The following is a 23984-nucleotide window of genomic DNA, read 5'->3' on the forward strand; positions in this document are numbered from 1 at the left end:
CCGCACCCGGGAGCCCCTCAGGGGCCCGCCCCCGTGTCCCCGCCGCCGGGCTTCCCGGCACCGACCGGCGCCGTCCCGCCGACGCCCCCGCACCCCCCCACGCCTCACCCTCCGGTCGTACAGCCCCCGGTCCCGCACCCCGCTGCCGCCCCGCCGGCCCCCGACACCACCGGCCATGTACCGCTGCCGCCCGGCGGCCCGGTCGGCGTGCCGACGGCGCCCCCGGCTCCCGCCCCGCTGCCTGACCCGGCGACCACCACCCTGGCCGTCCTGCTGATCGGCCCGGCCGGCGCGGGCAAGACCAGCGTCGCCAAGTACTGGGCGGACCACCGCCGCGTGCCCACCGCCCACATCAGCCTGGACGACGTCCGCGAATGGGTCCGCTCGGGCTTCGCCGACCCCCAGTCCGGCTGGAACGACAACTCCGAGGCCCAGTACCGCCTGGCCCGCCGCACCTGCGGCTTCGCCGCCCGGAACTTCCTCGCCAACGCCATCTCCTGCATCCTGGACGACGCCGTCTTCCCGGACCGCCCGGTCGTCGGCCTCGGCGGCTGGAAGCGCCACGTCGGCCCCGGCCTGCTCCCGGTCGTCCTCCTGCCGGGCCTGGACATCGTCCTGGAGCGCAACGCCGAACGCACCGGCAACCGCCGCCTCACCGATGAGGAGGTGGCCCGCATCCACGGCCGCATGGCCGGCTGGTACGGCTCGGGCCTCCCGATCATCGACAACTCGCAACTCGACATCCCAGGAACGGCGCGTGTCCTGGACGAGGTCCTGGCCAGAGCAATAGCGAGCCCCCCGAGCTGGTAAGCAGGGGGACCGGTCCAACGCCAACGGGGAGCGACAAGCTCCTCGCACCCGCACCCGGCGATCCATCGGAACCAACCCACACAAACCCCACTCGGCCCCTAAAAATCGGCACAAGTCGGTCAAAACTCCTACGCTCATCTCATGTCAGAGGTGTACGCGACCCGCCGATCCCGGCTGAGAGACCACGTCACCGCGGCCGGCACCGCGGCAGCGCTCGTCACCCGTCCAGCCAACGTGCGCTACCTCGCCGCCGCAGCCCCGCGGGGCTCCGCACTGCTGCTGGGCAAACGCGAGGACATCCTCTTCTGCGCCGGCCCGCCCGAAGACCGCCCCTACGAAGGCCGCCCGGACGACAACCTGCGCGTGCACGTCCTCGCACCGAACGCCACCGGCGCGGGCGTGGGCACCGGCATCGGCACGGGCGACGCCGCCGTCGCGGCGGCGGACCTGGCTGTGGCTCAGGCCGCCGACTCCCTGGCCGTCGAGGAACACCACCTCACGGTCACCCGGCACAGAGCCATCGCCTCCGTCGCCCCCGGGCTCCGCCTCGGCGACCTCGGCGGAGCCGTCGAGCAGCTCAGGGTGGTCAAGGACGAGGAGGAGATCTCCTGCCTCCGCATCGGCGCCGAGATCGCCGACCAGGCCCTCGGTGAGCTGCTGGAATCCATCCTGGTCGGCCGCACCGAGCGGCACCTCGCGCTGGAGCTGGAGCGCCGTCTGGTCGACCACGGCGCCGACGGCCCGGCCTTCCCCACCTCCGTGGCCACCGGCCCCAACTCCGGCCGCCGCGGTCACCGCCCCACCGACCGTCGGGTGGAGGAGGGCGACTTCCTCACCGTGTGCCTGGGCGCGACCTACCGCGGCTACCGCTGCGAGATCGGCCGGACCTTCGTCATCGGCACCTCGCCCGCCGACTGGCAGATCGAGCTGTACGACCTCGTCTTCGCCGCCCAGCGGGCCGGACGCGAGTCCCTGGCACCCGGCGCGGCCTACCGTGACGTGGACCGCGCGGCCCGCCAGGTACTGGACTCCGCCGGCTATGCGGAGGCTCTGCCACCGCTGACCGGACACGGCGTCGGACTCGAAATCGACGAGGACCCGCAGTTGGCGCCCGCGGCCATGGGTAAACTGGACGCTTGCGTGCCGGTCACCGTCGAACCGGGGGTCCACCTCCCGGGCCGGGGCGGTGTCCGGATCGATGACACGCTCGTCGTGCGCCCCGAGGCGGACGGCGGACCCGAGCTACTCACCATCACGACCAAGGAGCTGCTCGCGCTGTAGCGCGTGACCCGGGGTCGTACGTCAGTCCAGGAGATTCCGCAACCGTGGCTTCCACGAACGACCTCAAGAACGGCATGGTGCTCAAGCTCGAAGGCGGCCAGCTCTGGTCCGTCGTCGAGTTCCAGCACGTCAAGCCCGGCAAGGGCCCGGCCTTCGTGCGCACCAAGCTGAAGAACGTGCTGTCCGGCAAGGTCGTCGACAAGACCTTCAACGCCGGCGTCAAGGTCGAAACGGCCACCGTCGACAAGCGCGACATGCAGTACTCGTACAAGGACGGCGAGTACTTCGTCTTCATGGACATGGAGACGTACGACCAGCTGCACATCGACCCGAAGGCCGTCGGCGACGCCGCGAACTTCCTGATCGAGGGCTTCACGGCCGTCGTCGCGCAGCACGAGGGCGAGGTGCTCTTCGTCGAGCTCCCGGCGGCCGTCGAGCTCACCATCCAGGAGACCGAGCCGGGCGTCCAGGGCGACCGCTCCACCGGTGGCACCAAGCCCGCCACCCTGGAGACCGGCCACCAGATCCAGGTCCCGCTCTTCATCACCACCGGTGAGAAGATCAAGGTCGACACCCGCACGAGCGACTACCTCGGCCGGGTGAACAGCTAACCGTGGCTGCCCGCAACACGGCCCGCAAGCGCGCCTTCCAGATCCTCTTCGAGGGCGACCAGCGCGGCGCCGACGTCCTGACGGTCCTTGCGGACTGGGTCCGGCTGTCCCGGTCCGACACCCGGCAGCCTCCGGTCAGCGAGTACACGATGCAGCTGGTCGAGGGCTACGCCGAGCATGCGAGGCGTATCGACGAGCTGATCGCCCAGTACGCGGTCGCCTGGACGCTCGACCGGATGCCGGTCGTGGACCGCAACATCCTGCGGCTGGGCGCGTACGAGCTGATCTGGGTCGACGAGACCCCGGACGCCGTCGTCCTGGACGAGATGGTGCAGTTGGCGAAGGAGTTCTCGACCGAAGAGTCCCCGTCCTTCGTGAACGGCTTGCTGGGGCGCCTGAAGGAGCTCAAGCCGTCCCTGCGCCGGGACGAGGCGTAACAGCCCCGTACGACACGCCGGAGGGCCCGCAGCAAGGCATGCTGCGGGCCCTCCGGCGTTCTCCGCACAGCCGTGAGAAAGCCCCGGACAGTGGTGAGAAAGCCGCCGGGGTGGCCGGAACCGTACTGGTTCCGGCCACCCCGGCGGCACGTTTCTTCTCGGCTCCCGGGAGGCTCAGGCCTCTTCGTGGGTGGCCACCGCGCGGCGCGCGTCCGCGTCGAGGACGCCCCAGCTGATCAGCTGCTCGGTGAGGACCGAGGGGGACTGGTCGTAGATGACGGCCAGCGTGCGCAGGTCGTCCTGGCGGATGGAGAGCACCTTGCCGTTGTAGTCACCGCGCTGGGACTGGATCGTCGCCGCGTAGCGCTGCAGCGGGCCCGCCTTCTCGGCCGGCACGGTGGCCAGCCGCTCCAGGTCCAGGACCAGCTTCGGCGGCGGCTCGGCGGCCCCGCCCGGCGTGGTGCCCGGCAGCAGCTCCTGCACCGGGACGCCATAGAAATCGGCCAGCTCGGCGAGACGCTGCACGGTCACGGCACGGTCACCACGCTCGTACGAACCCACCACGACGGCCTTCCAGCGACCCTGGGACTTCTCCTCGACACCGTGGAGGGAAAGGCCCTGCTGGGTGCGGATGGCCCGGAGCTTGGCCCCGAGCTGTTTGGCGTATTCGCTGGACATATAGCTCCCCGGACACTGTGTCGACGCGATAGGACTGGGTTCCCGCCGCGCGGCTGGTAACTCACTGTGAGGTTACGCAGCGTGACTCTGGTGCGTCAAGCCGAATGGTCCACACCGACTCTTCCGTGGTAGTGGCGGCCGGTTGGGCCAAGAGGGTGAAGGAGGGGGTGGAGGAGGGGGTGATCGGGGCCTCCCCATGGCCTGCTAGGGTGGATGGCGCAAATCCGACGTCCTTTAAGGTCCGTCCCGTGAGGCGGAGAAGGAGGTCCGTTTCGTATGGACAAGCAGGACTCACACGCCACCGCGCATGCGTCCGATGCGCGGCCCGTTCTCGAAGGCCCCGACATCGCGCGGGTGCTGACGCGTATCGCCCACGAGATCGTCGAACGCGCCAAGGGCGCCGACGACGTGGTGCTCCTCGGCATCCCCACCCGGGGGGTCTTCCTCGCCCAGCGGCTCGCCGTCAAGCTGGCTCAGATCACCGACCGCACGGTGCCGGTCGGCTCGCTCGACATCACCATGTACCGCGACGACCTGCGCATGCACCCGCCGCGTGCGCTGGCCCGCACCGAGATCCCCGGTGACGGCATCGACGGCAAGCTGGTCGTCCTCGTCGACGACGTGCTCTTCTCCGGCCGCACCATCCGCGCCGCCCTCGACGCCCTGAACGACATCGGGCGTCCCCGCGCGGTCCAGCTCGCGGTCCTCGTCGACCGGGGCCACCGCGAACTGCCGATCCGCGCCGACTACGTCGGCAAGAACCTCCCCACGTCGCTGCGGGAGACGGTCAAGGTCCAGCTCGCCGAGGAGGACGGTCGCGACACCGTGCTGCTCGGTGTGAAGCAGGCCGACCAGTAGCAAGCCAGGCGCACAAGGCCGCTTCGGCGTACCCGCATACGCGCCTGTTTGCCCCGAATCTCCCGATCGAACTGCTTGAACTGCCTTACGGAGCCTGACAGATGCAGCGTCATCTCATCTCGGCCGCCGACCTCACCCGCGACGACGCCGTCCTGATCCTCGACACCGCCGAGGAGATGGCCCGGGTCGCCGACCGGCCGATCAAGAAACTGCCCACCCTGCGCGGCCGCACGATCGTCAACCTCTTCTTCGAGGACTCCACGCGCACGCGCATCTCCTTCGAGGCCGCCGAGAAGCGCCTGTCCGCCGACGTCATCAACTTCTCCGCCAAGGGGTCGAGCGTCTCCAAGGGCGAGTCCCTGAAGGACACCGCCCAGACCCTGGAAGCCATGGGCGTCGACGCCGTGGTCATCCGGCACGGCGCCTCCGGCGCCCCGTACCGGCTCGCCAACTCCGGTTGGATCGACGCGGCTGTCATCAACGCCGGTGACGGCACCCACCAGCACCCCACCCAGGCCCTGCTGGACGCCTTCACCATGCGCCGCCGGCTGATCGGCCGGGACAGCGGCCTCGGCAAGGACCTGTCCGGCAAGCGCATCACCATCGTCGGCGACGTCCTGCACAGCCGGGTCGCCCGCTCCAACGTCGACCTGCTGCACACCCTCGGCGCCGAGGTCACCCTGGTCGCCCCGCCCACCCTGGTGCCGGTCGGCGTCGAGACCTGGCCGTGCGAAGTGTCGTACGACCTCGACAGCGCCTTGCCCAAGGCCGACGCGGTGATGATGCTCCGGGTCCAGCGCGAGCGCATGAACGCCGCGTTCTTCCCGACCGAGCGCGAGTACTCGCGGCGCTACGGCCTCGACGGCGACCGCATGGCGAAGATGCCCGAGCACGCCATCGTGATGCACCCCGGCCCGATGGTCCGCGGCATGGAGATCACCGCCGAGGTCGCCGACTCCGATCGCTGCACCGTCGTCGAGCAGGTCGCAAACGGAGTCTCCATCCGGATGGCCGTCCTGTACCTGCTGCTCGGCGGAAACGAGCCCGCCGTCACCCACGCCCGCCCCACCGGTTCCGAGGAGAAGTAAGACGATGAGCAAGATCCTGATCCGTGGTGCGAAGGTGCTCGGCGGCGAGCCGCAGGACGTGCTGGTCAACGGGGAGGTCATCGAGGCGGTCGGCAGCGGCCTGTCCGCCGAGGGCGCAGAGGTCGTGGAGGCCGGCGGCAAGGTGCTGCTGCCGGGCCTGGTCGACCTGCACACCCACCTGCGCGAGCCGGGCCGTGAGGACTCCGAGACGGTCCTGACCGGCACCCGCGCGGCCGCGTCCGGCGGCTACACCGCCGTGTTCGCCATGGCCAACACCTTCCCGGTCGCCGACACCGCCGGTGTCGTAGAGCAGGTCTACCGGCTGGGCCAGGAGCACGGCTACTGCGATGTGCAGCCCATCGGCGCCGTCACCGTGGGCCTGGAGGGCAGGAAGCTCGCCGAGCTGGGCGCCATGCACGAGTCGGCCGCCGGGGTCACCGTCTTCTCCGACGACGGCAAGTGCGTGGACGACGCGGTGATCATGCGTCGCGCGCTGGAGTACGTGAAGGCCTTCGGCGGTGTCGTCGCCCAGCACGCGCAGGAGCCGCGGCTGACCGAGGGCGCCCAGATGAACGAGGGCGTCGTCTCCGCCGAGCTGGGCCTGGGCGGCTGGCCGGCCGTCGCCGAGGAGTCGATCATCGCCCGGGACGTGCTGCTCGCCGAGCACGTCGGCTCCCGCGTCCACATCTGCCACCTGTCGACCGCCGGGTCCGTGGAGATCGTCCGCTGGGCCAAGTCCCGCGGCATCGCCGTCACCGCCGAGGTCACCCCGCACCACCTGCTCCTCACCGACGAGCTGGTGCGCACCTACAACCCCGTCTACAAGGTCAACCCGCCGCTGCGCACCGAGCGGGACGTGCACGCCCTGCGCGAGGCGCTCGCCGACGGCACGATCGACATCGTCGCCACCGACCACGCCCCGCACCCGCACGAGGACAAGGACTGCGAGTGGGCCGCGGCCGCCATGGGGATGGTGGGGCTGGAGACCGCGTTGTCAGTGGTCCAGGAGACCATGGTCGACACGGGCCTGCTGGACTGGGCCGGCGTCGCCGACCGGATGTCCGTCAAGCCCGCGCAGATCGGACAGGCCACCGGGCACGGCCGTCCCGTCTCGGCCGGTGAGCCTGCCAACCTCACCCTGGTCGACACGGAATACCGTGGCCAGGTGGACCCCGCGGGCTTCGCCTCGCGCAGCCGCAACACCCCGTACGAGGGGCGTGCGCTGCCGGGCCGTGTGACGCACACGTGGCTGCGGGGCAAGGCCACGCTCGTCGACGGGAAGCTCACGTGACACCTGTAATCCTGCTGGCCGAGGCCAAGAAGTCGGCCGCGGTCACCGACTGGCCGGCCCGTATCGGCTGGCTCGTCGGACTCGTGCTCTTCATCGCGCTCGTCTACTGGCTGATGCGCGAGGGCTGGAAGTGGCGCGGCACCCTGCAGAGCGACCTGCCCGCGCCGCTCAGCGCGCCGGAGGAGACCGGCCCGGCGAAACTTGAGCTGAGCGGCCGCTACCACGGCTCGACCACCGCGGGGCAGTGGCTGGACCGCATCGTGGCCCACGGCCTGGGCACCCGCAGCCGGGCCGAGCTCACCCTGACGGAGGCGGGTCTGGAGGTCGAGCGCCCCGGAGCGAGCGACTTCTTCGTCCCCACCGCCGCGCTGCGCGGGGCCCGGCTGGACAAGGGCATCGCCGGCAAGGTCCTCAGCGAGGGCGGCCTGCTGGTGGTGACCTGGGCGCTCGGCGACAAGCTGATCGACTCCGGCTTCCGCTCCGACCACGCGGCCGAGCACACCGAGTGGGTCGACACCCTGAACCAGATGATCAACGACACGGAAGGCGCACGATGACGACCTCCACCAGGGGAGCCGCAAAGGTTCCCGCCGTACTCGTCCTGGAGGACGGCCGCCTCTTCCGCGGCCGTGCCTACGGGGCCGTGGGGGAGACCTTCGGCGAGGCCGTGTTCTCCACCGGTATGACCGGCTACCAGGAAACGCTGACCGACCCGTCGTACAACCGGCAGATCGTCGTCGCGACCGCCCCGCAGATCGGCAACACGGGCTGGAACGACGAGGACGACGAGTCGAGCCGCATCTGGGTCTCCGGTTACGTCGTACGCGACCCCGCGCGCGTGCCGTCCAACTGGCGCGCCAAGCGCTCCCTGGACGACGAACTGGTGGCGCAGGGCGTGGTCGGCATCTCCGGGATCGACACCCGTGCCCTCACCCGCCATCTGCGCGAGCGCGGCTCGATGCGCGCCGGGATCTTCTCCGGTGAGGCGATCGCCGCCGAGAGCGAGCTGCTCACGCGCGTGCAGGCTCAGCCCCGCATGAAGGGCCTGAGCCTGTACGAGGAGGTCGCGACCGAGGAGGCGTACGTCGTCCCCGCGATCGGTGAGAAGAAGTTCACGGTCGCCGCGATCGACCTCGGCATCAAGGGCATGACCCCGCACCGTATGGCCGAGCGCGGCATCGAGGTGCACGTCCTGCCCGCCACCGCCACGCCCGACGACATCTACGCCGTCAACCCGGACGGCGTGTTCTTCTCCAACGGCCCGGGTGACCCGGCCACGGCCGACGGCCCGGTGGCACTCATGACCGCCGTCCTGGAGCGGAAGACGCCCCTGTTCGGCATCTGCTTCGGCAACCAGATCCTCGGCCGCGCCCTCGGCTTCGGCACCTACAAGCTGAAGTACGGCCACCGGGGCATCAACCAGCCGGTCCAGGACCGTACGACCGGCAAGGTCGAGGTCACCGCGCACAACCATGGCTTCGCCGTGGACGCGCCGCTCGACCAGGTCAGCGAGACGAAGTTCGGCCGCGCCGAGGTCTCGCACGTCTGCCTGAACGACGACGTCGTGGAGGGGCTGCAGCTGCTCGACCAGCCGGCCTTCTCCGTCCAGTACCACCCCGAAGCGGCAGCGGGCCCGCACGACGCCGCCTACCTGTTCGACCGCTTCGTATCCCTGATGGAGGGCCAGCGTGCCTAAGCGCACCGATATCCAGTCCGTCCTGGTCATCGGCTCCGGCCCGATCGTCATCGGCCAGGCCGCCGAGTTCGACTACTCCGGCACCCAGGCGTGCCGCATCCTGCGCGCCGAGGGCCTTCGCGTGATCCTCGTCAACTCCAACCCGGCGACGATCATGACCGACCCGGAGATCGCCGACGCCACGTACATCGAGCCGATCACCCCGGAGTTCGTCGAGAAGATCATCGCCAAGGAGCGTCCCGACGCCCTGCTGCCCACCCTGGGCGGCCAGACAGCCCTGAACACCGCGATCTCGCTGCACGAGAACGGTGTCCTGGAGAAGTACGGCGTCGAGCTGATCGGCGCCAAGCCCGAGGCGATCCACAAGGGCGAGGACCGCGACCTGTTCAAGGCCGTCGTCGACGCCGTCAACGCCAAGATCGGCCATGGCGAGTCCGCCCGCTCGGTGATCTGCCACTCCATGGACGACGTCCTCAAGGGCGTCGAGCAGCTCGGTGGCTACCCGGTCGTCGTTCGCCCGTCCTTCACCATGGGCGGCGCCGGCTCCGGCTTCGCGCACGACGAGGAGGAGCTGCGCCGCATCGCCGGGCAGGGCCTCACGCTCTCGCCGACCACCGAGGTGCTCCTGGAGGAGTCCATCCTCGGCTGGAAGGAGTACGAGCTGGAGCTGATGCGCGACAAGCACGACAACGTCGTGGTCGTCTGCTCCATCGAGAACTTCGACCCCATGGGCGTGCACACCGGTGACTCGATCACCGTCGCGCCCGCGATGACGCTGACCGACCGCGAATACCAGATCCTGCGCGACATCGGCATCGCCGTCATCCGCGAGGTCGGCGTCGACACCGGCGGCTGCAACATCCAGTTCGCGGTGAACCCCGAGGACGGCCGCGTGATCGTCATCGAGATGAACCCGCGCGTCTCGCGGTCCTCGGCGCTCGCCTCCAAGGCGACCGGCTTCCCGATCGCGAAGATCGCCGCGAAGCTCGCCGTCGGCTACACGCTGGACGAAATCCCGAACGACATCACGCGGGAGACCCCGGCCTCCTTCGAGCCCACGCTCGACTATGTGGTCGTCAAGGCACCGCGATTCGCGTTCGAGAAGTTCCCGCAGGCCGACTCCACGCTGACCACCACCATGAAGTCGGTCGGCGAGGCCATGGCCATCGGCCGCAACTTCCCCGAGGCCTTCCAGAAGGCGCTGCGCTCGCTGGAGAAGAAGGGCAGCCAGTTCACCTTCACCGGCGTCCCCGGTGACAAGTCGCTGCTCCTGGAGGAGTCCCGGCGTCCCACCGACGGCCGGATCAACACGGTCATGCAGGCCATCCGCGCGGGCGCCACGCCCGAGGAGGTCTTCGAGTACACGAAGATCGACCCGTGGTTCGTGGACCAGCTGTTCCTGATCAAGGAGATCGCGGACGAGCTGGCCGAGACGCCGGAGCTGACCGCCGAGCTGCTCGCCGAGGCCAAGCGGCACGGCTTCTCCGACCAGCAGATCGGTGAGATCCGCGGCCTGCGCGAGGACGTCGTCCGCGAGGTCAGGCACGCCCTCGGCATCCGCCCCGTCTACAAGACGGTCGACACCTGCGCCGCCGAATTCGCCGCCAAGACGCCGTACTTCTACTCGGCCTACGACGAGGAGTCCGAGGTCGCGACCCGCGAGAAGCCGGCCGTCATCATCCTGGGCTCCGGACCGAACCGCATCGGTCAGGGCATCGAGTTCGACTACTCCTGTGTCCACGCCTCCTTCGCGCTGAGCGACGCGGGCTACGAGACCGTGATGGTCAACTGCAACCCGGAGACCGTCTCCACCGACTACGACACCTCCGACCGGCTGTACTTCGAGCCGCTGACGCTGGAGGACGTGCTGGAGATCGTCCACGCCGAGCAGCAGGCCGGGCCGGTCGCGGGCGTCATCGTGCAGCTGGGCGGCCAGACCCCGCTCGGCCTGTCGCAGGCCCTGAAGGACAACGGCGTGCCGGTCGTCGGCACGTCCCCCGAGGCCATCCACGCGGCCGAGGACCGGGGCGCGTTCGGGCGCGTCCTCGCCGAGGCCGGCCTTCCGGCGCCGAAGCACGGCACGGCCACCACCTTCGGCGAGGCCAAGGCCATCGCCGACGAGATCGGCTACCCGGTCCTGGTCCGGCCGTCGTACGTCCTCGGCGGGCGCGGCATGGAGATCGTCTACGACGAGACGCGCCTCGCCGCCTACATCGCCGAGTCGACCGAGATCAGCCCCTCCCGGCCGGTCCTGGTCGACCGCTTCCTGGACGACGCGATCGAGATCGACGTGGACGCGCTCTACGACGGCGAGGAGCTGTACCTCGGCGGCGTGATGGAGCACATCGAGGAAGCCGGCATCCACTCCGGCGACTCGGCCTGCGCCCTGCCCCCGATCACCCTCGGCGGCTTCGACATCAAGCGGCTCCGCGCCTCGACGGAAGCCATCGCCAAGGGTGTCGGGGTACGCGGACTGATCAACATCCAGTTCGCCATGGCCGGCGACATCCTCTACGTCCTCGAAGCCAACCCGCGCGCCTCTCGCACCGTCCCCTTCACCTCGAAGGCGACCGCGGTGCCGCTCGCCAAGGCCGCCGCCCGGATCTCGCTGGGCGCGACCATCGCCGAGCTGCGCACGGAGGGCCTGCTGCCGAAGAACGGCGACGGCGGCGAGCTGCCGCTGGACGCGCCGATCTCCGTCAAGGAGGCCGTGATGCCGTGGTCGCGCTTCCGCGACGTCCAGGGCCGCGGCGTCGACACGGTCCTCGGCCCGGAGATGCGCTCCACGGGTGAGGTCATGGGCATCGACTCCGTCTTCGGCACGGCGTACGCCAAGTCGCAGGCCGGCGCCTACGGCCCGCTGCCCACCAAGGGCCGCGCGTTCATCTCGGTCGCCAACCGCGACAAGCGCTCGATGATCTTCCCGGCCCGCGAGCTGGTCGCGCACGGCTTCGAGCTGCTCGCCACCTCCGGCACCGCCGAGGTCCTCAAGCGCAACGGCATCAACGCCACCGTCGTGCGCAAGCAGTCCGAGGGCACCGGCCCGAACGGCGAGCGGACCATCGTCCAGCTGATCCACGACGGCGAGGTCGACCTCATCGTCAACACGCCGTACGGCACCGGCGGCCGCCTCGACGGCTACGACATCCGTACGGCCGCGGTGGCCCGCTCCGTGCCGTGCCTGACCACGGTCCAGGCGCTCGCCGCGGCGGTCCAGGGCATCGACGCCCTCAACCACGGTGACGTAGGCGTCCGTTCGCTCCAGGAACACGCGGAACACCTGACCGCGGCCCGCGACTAGCAGCCCTGAGGGGGACACCGGAAACGGTGTCCCCCTCTGTATGAGGACCCTGAGGACATTCCCGAGATGTACAAACTGTTCTTCCGTCTGGTTTTCACCCGGATGGATCCCGAGCAGGCCCACCACCTGGCCTTCCGCTGGATCCGCCGCGCCGTCCGCATCCCCGTGCTGCGCACCTTCGTCGCGGCCGCCCTCGCGCCCCGCTACAAGGAGCTGCGCACGCAGGCCTTCGGGCTGCGCATGCACGGCCCCTTCGGGCTCGCCGCCGGATTCGACAAGAACGCCGTCGCGATCGACGGCATGTCGATGCTGGGCTTCGACCACGTCGAGATCGGCACGGTCACCGGCGAGCCGCAGCCCGGCAACCCCAAGAAGCGGCTGTTCCGCCTCGTCGCGGACCGTGCGCTGATCAACCGCATGGGCTTCAACAACGACGGCTCGCTGGCCGTGGCGGCCCGGCTCGCCACGCGCCGGCCGGTCTTCAAGACAGTCGTGGGCGTCAACATCGGCAAGACGAAGGTCGTCCCGGAGGCGGAGGCCGTCGTCGACTACGTGAAGTCGGCCGAGCGCCTCGCGCCGTACGCCGACTACCTGGTCGTCAACGTCTCCTCGCCGAACACGCCCGGCCTGCGCAATCTGCAGGCCACCGAGGCGCTGCGCCCGCTGCTGACCGCCGTCCGCGAAGCCGCCGACCGTACGGTCGCGAACCGGCGCGTCCCGCTCTTGGTGAAGATCGCCCCGGACCTCGCCGACGAGGACATCGACGCCGTCGCCGACCTGGCCGTGGAACTGGGCCTGGACGGCATCATCGCGACCAACACCACCATCGCCCGCGACGGTCTCGGTCTGACCGCCGAAGCCTCGCTGGTGAAGGAGACCGGCGGCCTGTCCGGCGCCCCGCTCAAGGCACGCTCCCTGGAGGTCCTGCGCCGCCTGTACGCGCGCGTGGGCGACCGGATCACGCTCGTCGGCGTCGGCGGCATCGAGACCGCCGAGGACGCCTGGCAGCGCATCCTGGCCGGCGCCACGCTGGTCCAGGGCTACAGCGCCTTCATCTACGAGGGCCCCTTCTGGTCCCGCGCGATCCACAAGGGCCTCGCCGCGCGCCTGCGCACCAGCCCGTACGCCACCCTCGCCGACGCGGTCGGCGCCGACGTGAGGAAGCCCGCATGACCTCTTACGAGCCCTTCGGTGCCCGGTTGCGCCGCGTCATGGACGAGCGCGGCCCGCTGTGCGTCGGCATCGACCCGCACGCCTCCCTGCTCGCCGAGTGGGGTCTGAACGACGACGTGGCCGGTCTGGAGCGGTTCGGCCGCACGGTCGTCGAGGCGGTGGCCGACCGGGTCGCCGTGGTGAAGCCGCAGAGCGCCTTCTTCGAGCGCTTCGGCTCCCGCGGTATCGCCGTCCTGGAGAAGATCGTCCAGGAGGCGCGCGCGGCCGGCACCCTCGTCGTGATGGACGCCAAGCGCGGCGACATCGGCTCGACCATGGCCGGGTACGCCGAGGCCTACCTGCACAAGGACGCCCCGCTGTTCTCCGACGCCCTGACCGTCTCGCCGTACCTCGGCTACGGCTCGCTCAGCCCGGCCGTCGCGCTGGCCCGGGAGAGCGGCGCCGGCCTGTTCGTGCTGGCGCTGACCTCCAACCCGGAAGGGCCCGAGGTCCAGCACGCGGTCCGCGCCGACGGCCGGACCGTGGGCGCGACCATGCTGGCCCATCTGGCCGCCGAGAACGCGGGGGAGGAACCGCTGGGCTCCTTCGGCGCCGTCGTCGGCGCCACGGTCGGCGACCTGTCGTCCTACGACCTCTCCATCAACGGCCCGCTCCTCGCGCCCGGCGTCGGCGCGCAGGGCGCGACCCCGGCCGACCTTCCGAAGGTCTTCGGACCGGCACTGCGCAACGTCGTTCCGAACGTCAGCCGGGGTGTGCTGCGGCACGGTCCGGACACCGGGGCGCTGCGCGCGTCCGCCAAGCGCTTCGCGGAGGAGATCCAGGTCGCCGTCGGGGGCGCCTGAGTCGTCCGATGAACGCCCCGGCGAGCGGCGGCCCGGCGATTTGAGTGTGAATACATCCTCAAATCGAGGGCATTATGTCTGAAATGTCCGACCTGGCGGAGGCTGACCAGGACTTTTCCGCTGTTCTCGCTGACTCTGGCGGACTTGACCGCTAGTCTCCGAGCAGAGTGAACGGGCGAAGCGTGTTGCTCGTAGCTCCCCAGGTGTGGGGCGACTAGGTTCCTCACCGGTCCGTATCCGACAGTTCGACATCCGAGGTGACGTAGGCGTGGCTCTTCCGCCCCTTACCCCCGAACAGCGCGCAGCCGCGCTCGAAAAGGCCGCCGCGGCTCGCCGGGAGCGGGCCGAGGTCAAGAATCGACTCAAGCACTCCGGCGCCTCCCTGCACGAGGTCATCAAGCAGGGCCAGGAGAACGACGTCATCGGCAAGATGAAGGTCTCCGCACTGCTCGAGTCGCTGCCGGGCGTGGGCAAGGTCCGCGCCAAGCAGATCATGGAGCGTCTGGGTATCTCCGAGAGCCGCCGTGTGCGCGGTCTCGGTTCCAACCAGATCGCTTCCCTGGAGCGTGAGTTCGGCAGCACCGGCTCCTGAGTCCGGGTCCTGCCGGACCGGGCGTCCCGGGCACTCCGGGATTGCTGGAATAATCGCTGCATGAGTGAACGTCCGCGGCTGACCGTGCTCTCCGGCCCCTCGGGGGTCGGCAAGAGCACGGTCGTCGCCCATATGCGCAAGGAACACCCCGAGGTCTGGCTCTCGGTGTCGGCCACCACCCGCAAGCCGCGTCCCGGTGAGCGGCACGGAGTCCACTACTTCTTCGTCACCGACGACGAGATGGACAAGCTGATCGCCAACGGTGAGCTGCTGGAGTGGGCCGAGTTCGCCGGAAACCGCTACGGCACGCCCCGCGCGGCCGTGCTGGAGCGGCTGGAGAACGGCGAACCCGTCCTGCTGGAGATCGACCTCCAGGGCGCCCGGCAGGTGCGGGAGTCGATGTCCGACGCCCAGCTGGTGTTCCTGGCTCCGCCCTCCTGGGAGGAGCTCGTGCGCAGGCTGACCGGCCGCGGCACCGAGCCGCCCGAGGTCATCGAGCGCCGCCTGGAGGCGGCCAGGACCGAGCTGGCGGCCGAGCCGGAGTTCGATACGACCTTGGTCAACACCTCCGTCGAGGACGTGGCGCGCGAGCTGCTAGCCTTGATGGACGTTGTGTGATCGTCCCTGATCGTCCAGGCTTGATCATTCGCACTGAATCTTTCCCATCCATCGGAAGGTAGAGCGTGTCCTCTTCCATCACCGCGCCCGAGGGCATCATCAACCCGCCGATCGACGAGTTGCTTGAGGCCACCGACTCGAAGTACAGCCTCGTGATCTACGCCGCCAAGCGGGCCCGTCAGATCAACGCGTACTACTCGCAGCTCGGTGAGGGCCTCCTTGAGTACGTCGGTCCGCTCGTCGACACCCACGTCCACGAGAAGCCGCTCTCGATCGCCCTGCGCGAGATCAACGCGGGTCTGCTGACGTCCGAGGCCGTCGAGGGCCCCGCCCAGTAGTCCCGAGCAGTAGCACTTTCACACTGCGATCGACTTATCCACAGGCCCGGCAGCACATTGCCGGGCCTGTGGTGTGTGATGGATCCGTACGTTCCGTCGCGTACGTTGCCGAGCCGGGGAGAGATGGTGGACAAGCCGAGGGTGGTCCTGGGGGTCAGCGGCGGCATCGCCGCGTACAAGGCCTGTGAGCTGCTGAGAAGGTTCACGGAGTCGGGTCATGACGTCCGCGTGGTGCCCACCGCCTCCGCGCTGCATTTCGTCGGTGCCGCCACCTGGTCCGCCCTGTCAGGCAACCCCGTCTCGACGGAGGTCTGGGACGACGTCCACGAGGTCCCGCACGTCCGCATCGGCCAGCACGCCGACCTGGTGGTCGTCGCGCCCGCCACGGCCGACATGCTCGCCAAGGCCGCTCACGGCCTCGCCGACGACCTGCTGACCAACACGCTGCTGACCGCCCGCTGTCCGATCGTCTTCGCGCCCGCGATGCACACCGAGATGTGGGAGCACCCGGCCACCCAGGAGAACGTGGCCATGCTGCGCCGGCGTGGCGCTGTCGTCATCGAGCCCGCCGTCGGCCGGCTCACCGGCGTCGACACCGGCAAGGGCCGGCTGCCCGACCCGGCGGAGATCTTCGAGGTCTGTCGCCGCGTCCTGGCCCGGGGCGTCGCCGAACCCGATCTCAAGGGGCGGCACGTGGTCGTCTCCGCCGGCGGCACCCGCGAGCCCCTCGACCCGGTCCGCTTCCTCGGCAACCGCTCCTCCGGCAAGCAGGGCTACGCCCTCGCCCGCACCGCCGCCGCCCGCGGCGCCCGGGTCACGCTGATCGCGGCCAACACCGGCCTGCCCGACCCGGCGGGCGTGGACGTCGTACCGGTCGGCACGGCCGTCCAGCTGCGCGAGGCCGTCCTGAAGGCGGCCGCGGACGCCGACGCTGTCGTCATGGCCGCCGCCGTCGCCGACTTCCGCCCTGAGATCTACGCCACAGGAAAGATCAAGAAGAAGGACGGCCAGGATCCCGAACCGATCGTCCTGGTGCGGAATCCGGACATTCTCGCGGAGATTTCGGCCGATCGGGCGCGTCTCGGCCAGGTGATCGTCGGCTTCGCCGCCGAGACCGACGACGTCCTCGCCAACGGCCGCACCAAGCTCGCCCGCAAGGGCTGTGACCTGCTCGTCGTCAACGAGGTGGGGGAGCGCAAGACCTTCGGTTCCGAGGAGAACGAGGCCGTGGTGCTGGGCGCCGACGGCAGCGAGACACCGGTGCCGTATGGTCCCAAGGAAGCCCTTGCCGACACCGTCTGGGACTTGGTCGTACGACGGCTCGGCTGACCTCGGCGCGCCCCGGCGCGTCCCTGACCGGACCGTGAGATCCCGTTGACGTCGGACCCCGTGGACCGATCAAATCGGGTGTGGCGGCCCTGGCCAAGGCCGCCCGGCATTGTGCACAATGCCCGTGCCGCAGGTCACAGCGCTCCCGAGAGGCGAGACAGTGGCCCATTGGCCGAGTGCGACCGATAAACTGTTCGCGGTCGACGCCGGGCGCAGCCCCGCGCGTCGCCGCCAATGATCAGCCAGCAGCCGCTGCAACCACAGGGAGCGTTGTGTCCCGTCGCCTGTTCACCTCGGAGTCCGTGACCGAGGGTCACCCCGACAAGATCGCTGACCAGATCAGCGACACCATTCTCGACGCGCTTCTGCGCGAGGACCCGACCTCCCGGGTCGCTGTCGAAACGTTGATCACCACCGGCCTGGTGCACGTGGCCGGCGAAGTGACGACCAAGGCCTACGCGGACATCGCGACCCTGGTCCGCAACAAGATCCTCGAGATCGGCTACGACTCCTCCAAGAAGGGCTTCGACGGCGCCTCCTGCGGCGTGTCGGTGTCCATCGGCGCGCAGTCCCCGGACATCGCACAGGGTGTCGACACGGCGTACGAGAACCGGGTCGAGGGCGACGACGACGAGCTGGACAAGCAGGGCGCGGGCGACCAGGGCCTGATGTTCGGCTACGCGTCCGACGAGACGCCGACCCTGATGCCGCTGCCGATCTTCCTGGCGCATCGCCTGTCGAAGCGCCTGTCCGAGGTCCGCAAGAACGGCACGATTCCCTACCTGCGCCCGGACGGCAAGACGCAGGTCACCATCGAGTACGACGGCGACAAGGCCGTCCGCCTCGACACGGTCGTCGTCTCCTCCCAGCACGCCAGCGACATCGACCTGGAGTCGCTGCTGGCGCCCGACATCCGTGAGTTCGTCGTGGAGCCGGAGCTGAAGGCGCTGCTGGACGAGGGCATCAAGCTGGACACCGAGGACTACCGGCTGCTGGTCAACCCGACCGGCCGCTTCGAGATCGGCGGCCCGATGGGTGACGCCGGGCTGACCGGCCGCAAGATCATCATCGACACGTACGGCGGTATGGCCCGCCACGGCGGCGGTGCGTTCTCCGGCAAGGACCCGTCCAAGGTGGACCGCAGCGCCGCGTACGCGATGCGCTGGGTCGCGAAGAACGTGGTGGCGGCGGGCCTGGCCTCCCGCTGCGAGGTCCAGGTCGCCTACGCGATCGGCAAGGCCGAGCCGGTCGGTCTGTTCGTCGAGACGTTCGGCACCGCCAAGGTCGATGCCGAGAAGATCGAGAAGGCGATCGACGAGGTCTTCGACCTCCGTCCGGCCGCGATCATCCGCGACCTCGACCTGCTCCGCCCGATCTACTCCCAGACGGCGGCCTACGGCCACTTCGGCCGCGAGCTGCCCGACTTCACCTGGGAGCGCACGGACCGCGTGGACGCCCTGCGCACGGCCGTGGGCCTGTAAGTCCCCGGGCCCTCCAGCCCCACTTGTCGCCGAGGCCCGGCCTCCCTTCGGGGACGCCGGGCCTCACGGCATTGCGATGGCTCAGCGAGCCATCGCCAGCTGGATCCGGCGCGGCACGCGGTCGGTCCCGGCCACCGTGACCGTCACAGGCGTACGCGCAGGGCATCCAGCAGGGCATCCAGCGGGTGGGGGACGGGTCTGGTCGTGGGCATGAGCCCAGGACCGCTCCGCGTGGTGTGGGCCGGTATGTGCGGGCGGGCGTCGGCTGTCAGTGGCGTTTGGTAAGAATGCAAGCGTGAGCAGCGAGAACGGGGCGTCCCGGGCAGAGGGGGACGGCGGGGCCGAAGGGGCGCCGCCGGAGCAGCTCGCGCTCATCCGGGAGAGCGTGCGCAAGGCGAAGACGCCCCGCGCCAAGCCGCGGACCTGGCGGGGGGCCGCGCTCGCCAAGGAACTGCCGGTCGCTCGGGTGCTGGTCGACAAGGGCGTACTGCACCTCGACCGGTACTTCGACTACGCGGTGCCCGAGGAACTGGACGCGCAGGCGCAGCCCGGTGTGCGGGTGCGGGTGCGGTTCGGGGCCGGACGGCACCGGGTGCGTGAAGGGCGCCGCGAGGGCGGCGGGCTCATCGACGGGTTTCTCGTCGAGCGGCGGGCCGAGTCCGACTACACCGGGCCGCTGGCCGCCCTGGCCCAGGTCGTCTCGCCGGAGCCGGTGCTGAGCGAGGAACTGCTGAGCCTCACCCGGGCCGTCGCCGACCGGTACGCCGGAAGCCTCGCCGATGTGCTCCAGCTGGCTGTGCCGCCGCGCAGCGCGCGAGCCGAGCAACGGCCGTCGCCCGCACCGCTCCCGCCGCCGAAGCCACCGGAGCCGGCCTCCTGGGGGCGGTACGAACACGGCGGCGCGTTCCTCGACGCGCTGGCGTCCGGCGGATCGCCCCGGGCGGTCTGGAACGCGCTGCCGGGCCCGCTGTGGAGCGAGGAACTGGCCCTCGCCGTCGCCGCCACGCTCGCCTCGGGACGCGGTGCCCTCGTCGTCGTACCGGACGGGCGGGCCGCCGCGCGGGTCGACGCCGCGCTCACCGCGCTGCTCGGCACGGGCCGGCATGCGCTGCTCACCGCCGAGGCCGGACCCGAGAAGCGGTACGCGCAGTGGCTGGCGGTGCGCCGGGGTTCCGTACGGGCCGTGGTCGGGACGCGGGCCGCCATGTTCGCGCCCGTGCAGAACCTGGGGCTCGTCGCCATCTGGGACGACGGCGACGACAGCCACAGCGAGCAGCACGCCCCGCAGCCGCACGCACGCGATGTGCTGCTGCTGCGCGCCGCGCTGGACAAGTGCGCCTTCCTGCTGGGCGGGTTCGCCTGCACCGTGGAGGCCGCCCAGCTCGTGGAGAGCGGCTGGGCCCGGCCACTGGTCGCCGGCCGGGAACAGGTGCGCCGGGCCGCACCCTTGGTCCGCACGGTCGGGGACGACGACCTGGCGCGCGACGAGGCGGCCCGCGCCGCGCGGCTGCCGACCCTCGCCTGGCAGACGGCCCGCGAGGGGCTGCGTCACGGGCCCGTACTGGTGCAGGTGCCCCGCCGTGGTTACGCACCCCGCATGGCCTGCGCTCAGTGCCGGGCGCCCGCCCGCTGCCGCCACTGCTCCGGGTCGCTGCAGGGTCAGGACGCGGGCGTTCTCCGGTGCCACTGGTGCGGGCGCGAGGAGAGCGCGTGGCACTGCCCGGAGTGCGGTGGATTCCGGCTGCGCGCCCAGGTCGTGGGAGCACGGCGGACGGCCGAAGAGCTGGGGCGCGCCTTTCCCGCCGTCCCCGTGCGCACCTCGGGGCGGGAGCATGTGCTGGACACGGTGCCGGGCACACCCGCACTGGTCGTCAGCACACCGGGGGCCGAACCGGTCGCCGAGGGCGGCTACGCGGCGGCGCTACTGCTGGACGGCTGGGCGATGCTCGTACGACCCGATCTGCGCGCCGGCGAGGACGCGCTGCGCCGGTGGATCGCGGCGGGCGCGCTGGTGAGGCCGCAGAGCGAGGGCGGAACGGTGGTCGTGGTGGCCGAGCCGACCCTGCGGCCCGTGCAGGCGCTGGTGCGGTGGGACCCCGTCGGGCACGCGGTACGGGAACTGGCCGAGCGGGCCGAGCTGGGCTTCCCACCGGTGTCGCGGATGGCGGCCGTGTCCGGGACACCGGCGGCCGTCGCCGAGTTCCTGGCCTCGGTCGAACTGCCGCCGGACGCGGAGGTGCTGGGGCCGGTGCCGATACCGCCGACGCCGCCCGGGCGGCCCCGCAGACCCGGAGCGCCGCCGCCGGGCGAGCACTGGGACCGGGCACTGGTGCGGGTGCCGCCGGGCAGCGGGGCCGCGCTGGCAGCCGCGCTGAAGACCGCCCAGGCCGCTCGTATGGCACGGGGGGGCGGGGAGGCGGTGCGGGTGCGGATCGATCCGGCGGACATCGGGTGAGGCGCATCCAGCCGGCACCGGGCATCGGGTGATGTGCTCTTCCGGTCGCTTCGTCCGGGCATGTGTCCGCCCTCCCGGATGTCCTCGGGAGGGCGGGGCGGAGTTGTCGGCCGTGGTGTCAGCCGTTGCGTGGGCCGGGGAAAGCCGTGGGGCGGGCGTCGTCGCGCAGGGCGGGGCTGCCCGCCGTCGGCTGCGTGGGCATCGAGCGAGCCGCGGGGACCGTCGGGACCGCGGGCAGGCCGGTGGGCACATTGAGCGTGCGGGTCCCGGAGGGTTCCGGGGTGCGCTCGGCCTCGGCGGCCGCCTGGGTCGCGGCGCGGCGGGCGCCGTAACGGCGGTGCACCGCCTGCTTGGTGACTCCGAGCGCCGAGCCCACCGCGTCCCATGAGAAGCCGAGTGAGCGGTCGAAGTCCACGGCGGCCGTGACCAGGGTTTCGACACTGTCCCGGAGTTCCTGGGCAAGGCGCACCGTCGGGGCGGGGGCGCGTCCGTAGACGACGAAGCCCGTGGACGGGCCGGAGCGGCGCGGGCGGTAGACGTTTCCCAGCTGGGCGGTGAGCGTGCGCAGTGCGTCCACCTGCCGGCGGACCCGCTCGATGTCCCGCACCAGCAAGTGCAGGCTGGCCCGGGCCTGGGCGTCGTGGGTTGCGTGGTCGGCCATGAACAAGCCTCTCGAACCGGCGTTGAAAGGAATCGGGCCGCGAAAGCGGCCCTGGGCGGTCAACTCTTTCTTGACCAACGCGTGTGCGCTCCGCTGGTCACGGGGTGGGGGCGTACGGGCATATGCATACGCCGGTTGCCGGGGCGTGCGCCCGGTTTGTTCTCCCGCCCGCGCACCTCCTGTTTCCCCGTTGGCCGAGAGGCGGGACAGCCGGTGAGGGTGCGCCTCGCCGTCGGCGGCCACACGTCCATGGTCATAACCCGTCTGGCCTCCGGTGGTCATAGACTGGTGCGCTGCCCGTCCACCCCCGCCCGAGAGGCCCGATCCCGCCCATGAAGCTTGTCTTCGCCGGTACCCCCGAGGTCGCCGTTCCCGCTCTGGACGCTCTGATCGCCTCCGGGCGGCATGAGGTGGCCGCCGTCGTCACGCGGCCCGACGCGCCGGCCGGGCGCGGGCGCAGGCTGGTCGCGTCGCCCGTGGCCGAGCGGGCGGAGGAGGCCGGGATCGAGGTGCTCAAGCCCCTCAAGCCGCGGGACCCCGAGTTCCTGGAGCGGCTGAAGGAGATCGGCCCGGACTGCTGCCCGGTCGTCGCCTACGGCGCCCTGCTGCCCAGGGTCGCCCTCGACATCCCGGCCCACGGCTGGGTCAATCTGCACTTCTCACTGCTGCCCGCCTGGCGCGGGGCGGCTCCGGTGCAGCACGCCATCATGGCGGGCGACGAGATCACCGGCGCCTCCACCTTCCTCATCGAGGAGGGGCTGGACTCCGGGCCCGTCTACGGCACCGTGACCGAGGCGATCCGGCCCACCGACACCAGCGGCGACCTGCTGACCCGGCTCGCCTTCGCCGGCGCCGGGCTGCTCGCCGCCACCATGGACGGCATCGAGGACGGCACCCTGAAGGCCGTACCGCAGCCGGCCGAGGGCATCACCGTCGCGCCGAAGATCACCGTCGAGGACGCCCAGGTCGACTGGGCCGCACCCGCGCTGCGCGTCGACCGGGTCGTGCGCGGCTGCACCCCGGCGCCCGGTGCCTGGACCACCTTCCGCGGCGAACGGCTCAAGCTCATCCAGGTCACTCCCGTGCCCGAGCGCACCGGCCTCGCGCCGGGGCGGATGACGGTCGGCAAGAACAGCGTGCACGTGGGCACCGGTTCGTACGCCGTCGAGCTGCTCTGGGTGCAGGCACAGGGCAAGAAGCCGATGCGGGCGGCCGATTGGGCCCGCGGCGTGCGTATCTCCGAGAGCGAGACGCTCGGCGGCTGAGGGCCCGGTCGGCGGGGGTGACGGTGCGCCGACGTACGCTGGGAACCGCACTCTTCCTGACATCCGGAGCACTTTTTCGTGAGCGAGCAGTCCCGGCGGCCACGCAGGCCCGCCAAGCCCTACCGCCGTCCGCAGAAGGACCCCGTCCGCATCCTGGCCTTCGAGGCGCTGCGCGCGGTCGACGAGCGGGATGCGTACGCCAACCTTGTGCTGCCGCCGCTGCTGCGCAAGGCGCGCGAGAAGGAGGGGCCGGAGAAGTTCGACGCGCGGGACGCGGCCCTCGCCACCGAGCTGGTGTACGGCACGCTGCGCCGGCAGGGGACGTACGACGCGGTGATCGCCGCCTGTGTCGACCGGCCGTTGCGCGAGGTCGACCCGCCGGTGCTCGATGTGCTCAGTCTCGGTGTGCACCAGCTGCTCGGGACGCGGATCCCGACGCACGCCGCCGTGTCCGCCTCCGTCGAGCTGGCGCGGGTGGTGCTCGGCGACGGGCGGGCCAAGTTCGTGAACGCCGTGCTGCGCAAGGTCGCGCAGGACGATCTCGACGGGTGGCTGGAGAAGGTCGCACCACCGTACGACGAGGATCCCGAGGACCACCTCGCCGTCGTCCACTCGCATCCCCGCTGGGTCGTCTCCGCGCTGTGGGACTCCCTCGGCGGCGGGCGCGCCGGTATCGAGGACCTGCTGGAGGCCGACAACGAACGGCCCGAGGTGACCCTGGTCGCGCGGCCGGGGCGAGCCACCACCGAGGAGCTGCTGCGCGAGGAGGCCGCCGTACCGGGGCGCTGGTCGCCGTACGCCGTGCGGCTCGCCGAGGGCGGTGAGCCGGGTGCGGTGCAGGCTGTCCGTGAGGGGCGGGCCGGGGTGCAGGACGAGGGCAGCCAGCTGGTCGCCCTCGCGCTCGCGGGCGCGCCCCTGGAGGGCTCCGACCGCACCTGGCTGGACGGGTGTGCCGGGCCCGGCGGCAAGGCCGCGCTGCTGGCCGCCCTCGCGGCGGAGCGGGGCGCCACGCTGCTCGCCTCCGAGAAGCAGCCGCACCGGGCCGGGCTGGTCGCCAAGGCACTGGCCGGCAATCCGGGGCCGTACCAGGTCATCGCCGCCGACGGGACCCGGCCGCCGTGGCGGCCCGGCACCTTCGACCGGGTGCTGATGGACGTGCCGTGCACCGGGCTCGGCGCG

22 protein-coding genes are annotated in these 23984 nt (G+C 71.1%); 20 read left to right on the forward strand and 2 right to left on the reverse strand.

Annotation, left to right across the window (positions count from 1 at the left end):
- The 4 genes from M878_RS84105 to nusB form a co-directional block, all read left to right on the forward strand.
- Window positions 1-810, forward strand: an 810-nt coding sequence (locus M878_RS84105) for an ATP-binding protein (protein ID WP_245238265.1), incomplete at its 5' end; no start/stop codon positions are given.
- Between the two features lie 141 nt (window positions 811-951).
- A complete protein-coding gene (locus tag M878_RS84110) occupies window positions 952-2091 on the forward strand; it encodes an aminopeptidase P family protein (protein WP_031226684.1) in 1140 nt (379 codons plus the stop codon).
- Window positions 2092-2135: 44 nt separating this feature from the next.
- Window positions 2136-2702 carry an elongation factor P gene (gene efp / locus M878_RS84115; protein WP_023552104.1) on the forward strand — a complete coding sequence of 189 codons (567 nt, stop codon included), beginning with the start codon at window positions 2136-2138 and terminating at the stop codon, window positions 2700-2702.
- A 2-nt stretch (window positions 2703-2704) separates the two neighbouring features.
- A complete protein-coding gene (gene nusB / locus M878_RS84120) occupies window positions 2705-3139 on the forward strand; it encodes a transcription antitermination factor NusB (protein ID WP_023552105.1) in 435 nt (144 codons plus the stop codon).
- 174 nt (window positions 3140-3313) lie between these two features.
- Here nusB and bldD read toward each other — a convergent pair whose 3' ends face one another.
- Window positions 3314-3817, reverse strand: coding sequence for a transcriptional regulator BldD (gene bldD / locus M878_RS84125; protein ID WP_014671524.1), 504 nt, complete (start codon window positions 3815-3817; stop codon window positions 3314-3316).
- 276 nt (window positions 3818-4093) lie between these two features.
- On the opposite strand from bldD, the gene pyrR reads away from it, so the two are divergent.
- From pyrR to M878_RS84200, 14 genes are all read left to right on the forward strand, one after another.
- The gene (gene pyrR / locus M878_RS84130) at window positions 4094-4675 is read left to right on the forward strand and encodes a bifunctional pyr operon transcriptional regulator/uracil phosphoribosyltransferase PyrR (protein WP_023552106.1); all 582 of its coding nucleotides are present in this window, start codon (window positions 4094-4096) and stop codon (window positions 4673-4675) included.
- A gap of 101 nt (window positions 4676-4776) precedes the next feature.
- Window positions 4777-5763, forward strand: a complete 987-nt coding sequence (locus M878_RS84135; RefSeq protein WP_023552107.1) for an aspartate carbamoyltransferase catalytic subunit — start codon at window positions 4777-4779, stop codon at window positions 5761-5763.
- Between the two features lie 4 nt (window positions 5764-5767).
- Complete coding sequence (locus M878_RS84140; RefSeq protein ID WP_023552108.1) at window positions 5768-7054, forward strand: dihydroorotase; 1287 nt, start codon at window positions 5768-5770, stop codon at window positions 7052-7054.
- Window positions 7051-7611, forward strand: coding sequence for a PH-like domain-containing protein (locus tag M878_RS84145; RefSeq protein WP_023552109.1), 561 nt, complete (start codon window positions 7051-7053; stop codon window positions 7609-7611). The genes M878_RS84140 and M878_RS84145 overlap by 4 nt, the downstream gene beginning before the upstream one ends.
- A complete protein-coding gene (gene carA / locus M878_RS84150; RefSeq protein WP_023552110.1) occupies window positions 7608-8750 on the forward strand; it encodes a glutamine-hydrolyzing carbamoyl-phosphate synthase small subunit in 1143 nt (380 codons plus the stop codon). Before M878_RS84145 ends, carA begins: the two co-directional genes overlap by 4 nt.
- Entirely contained in the window at window positions 8743-12051 is a 3309-nt protein-coding gene (gene carB, locus M878_RS84155) for a carbamoyl-phosphate synthase large subunit (protein ID WP_023552111.1), read from the forward strand. The genes carA and carB overlap by 8 nt, the downstream gene beginning before the upstream one ends.
- A 66-nt stretch (window positions 12052-12117) precedes the next feature.
- On the forward strand, window positions 12118-13224 hold the full coding sequence (locus M878_RS84160) for a quinone-dependent dihydroorotate dehydrogenase (protein WP_023552112.1): 1107 nt from the start codon (window positions 12118-12120) through the stop codon (window positions 13222-13224).
- A complete protein-coding gene (gene pyrF, locus M878_RS84165; RefSeq protein WP_023552113.1) occupies window positions 13221-14066 on the forward strand; it encodes an orotidine-5'-phosphate decarboxylase in 846 nt (281 codons plus the stop codon). Before M878_RS84160 ends, pyrF begins: the two co-directional genes overlap by 4 nt.
- A gap of 268 nt (window positions 14067-14334) precedes the next feature.
- A complete protein-coding gene (locus M878_RS84170; RefSeq protein ID WP_003977346.1) occupies window positions 14335-14658 on the forward strand; it encodes an integration host factor in 324 nt (107 codons plus the stop codon).
- A gap of 60 nt (window positions 14659-14718) precedes the next feature.
- Entirely contained in the window at window positions 14719-15276 is a 558-nt protein-coding gene (gene gmk / locus M878_RS84175) for a guanylate kinase (RefSeq protein ID WP_023552114.1), read from the forward strand.
- 65 nt (window positions 15277-15341) lie between these two features.
- Complete coding sequence (rpoZ, locus tag M878_RS84180; protein WP_003982715.1) at window positions 15342-15614, forward strand: DNA-directed RNA polymerase subunit omega; 273 nt, start codon at window positions 15342-15344, stop codon at window positions 15612-15614.
- A 126-nt stretch (window positions 15615-15740) separates the two neighbouring features.
- Entirely contained in the window at window positions 15741-16943 is a 1203-nt protein-coding gene (gene coaBC, locus M878_RS84185) for a bifunctional phosphopantothenoylcysteine decarboxylase/phosphopantothenate--cysteine ligase CoaBC (protein WP_031226685.1), read from the forward strand.
- A 272-nt stretch (window positions 16944-17215) separates the two neighbouring features.
- The gene (gene metK / locus M878_RS84195; protein ID WP_023552116.1) at window positions 17216-18424 is read left to right on the forward strand and encodes a methionine adenosyltransferase; all 1209 of its coding nucleotides are present in this window, start codon (window positions 17216-17218) and stop codon (window positions 18422-18424) included.
- 295 nt (window positions 18425-18719) lie between these two features.
- Complete coding sequence (locus M878_RS84200) at window positions 18720-20879, forward strand: primosomal protein N' (RefSeq protein ID WP_023552117.1); 2160 nt, start codon at window positions 18720-18722, stop codon at window positions 20877-20879.
- Window positions 20880-20997: 118 nt separating this feature from the next.
- On the opposite strand, the gene M878_RS84205 is transcribed toward M878_RS84200, so the two are convergent.
- Complete coding sequence (locus M878_RS84205) at window positions 20998-21540, reverse strand: hypothetical protein (RefSeq protein WP_023552118.1); 543 nt, start codon at window positions 21538-21540, stop codon at window positions 20998-21000.
- 332 nt (window positions 21541-21872) lie between these two features.
- Here M878_RS84205 and fmt point away from each other — a divergent pair, with 332 nt between their 5' ends.
- Entirely contained in the window at window positions 21873-22805 is a 933-nt protein-coding gene (fmt, locus tag M878_RS84210) for a methionyl-tRNA formyltransferase (protein ID WP_023552119.1), read from the forward strand.
- 78 nt (window positions 22806-22883) lie between these two features.
- On the forward strand, window positions 22884-23984 hold a 1101-nt coding region (locus tag M878_RS84215), incomplete at its 3' end, for a transcription antitermination factor NusB (RefSeq protein ID WP_023552120.1).

The sequence above is a fragment of the Streptomyces roseochromogenus subsp. oscitans DS 12.976 genome (assembly GCF_000497445.1).
GTDB classification, from domain to species: domain Bacteria; phylum Actinomycetota; class Actinomycetes; order Streptomycetales; family Streptomycetaceae; genus Streptomyces; species Streptomyces oscitans.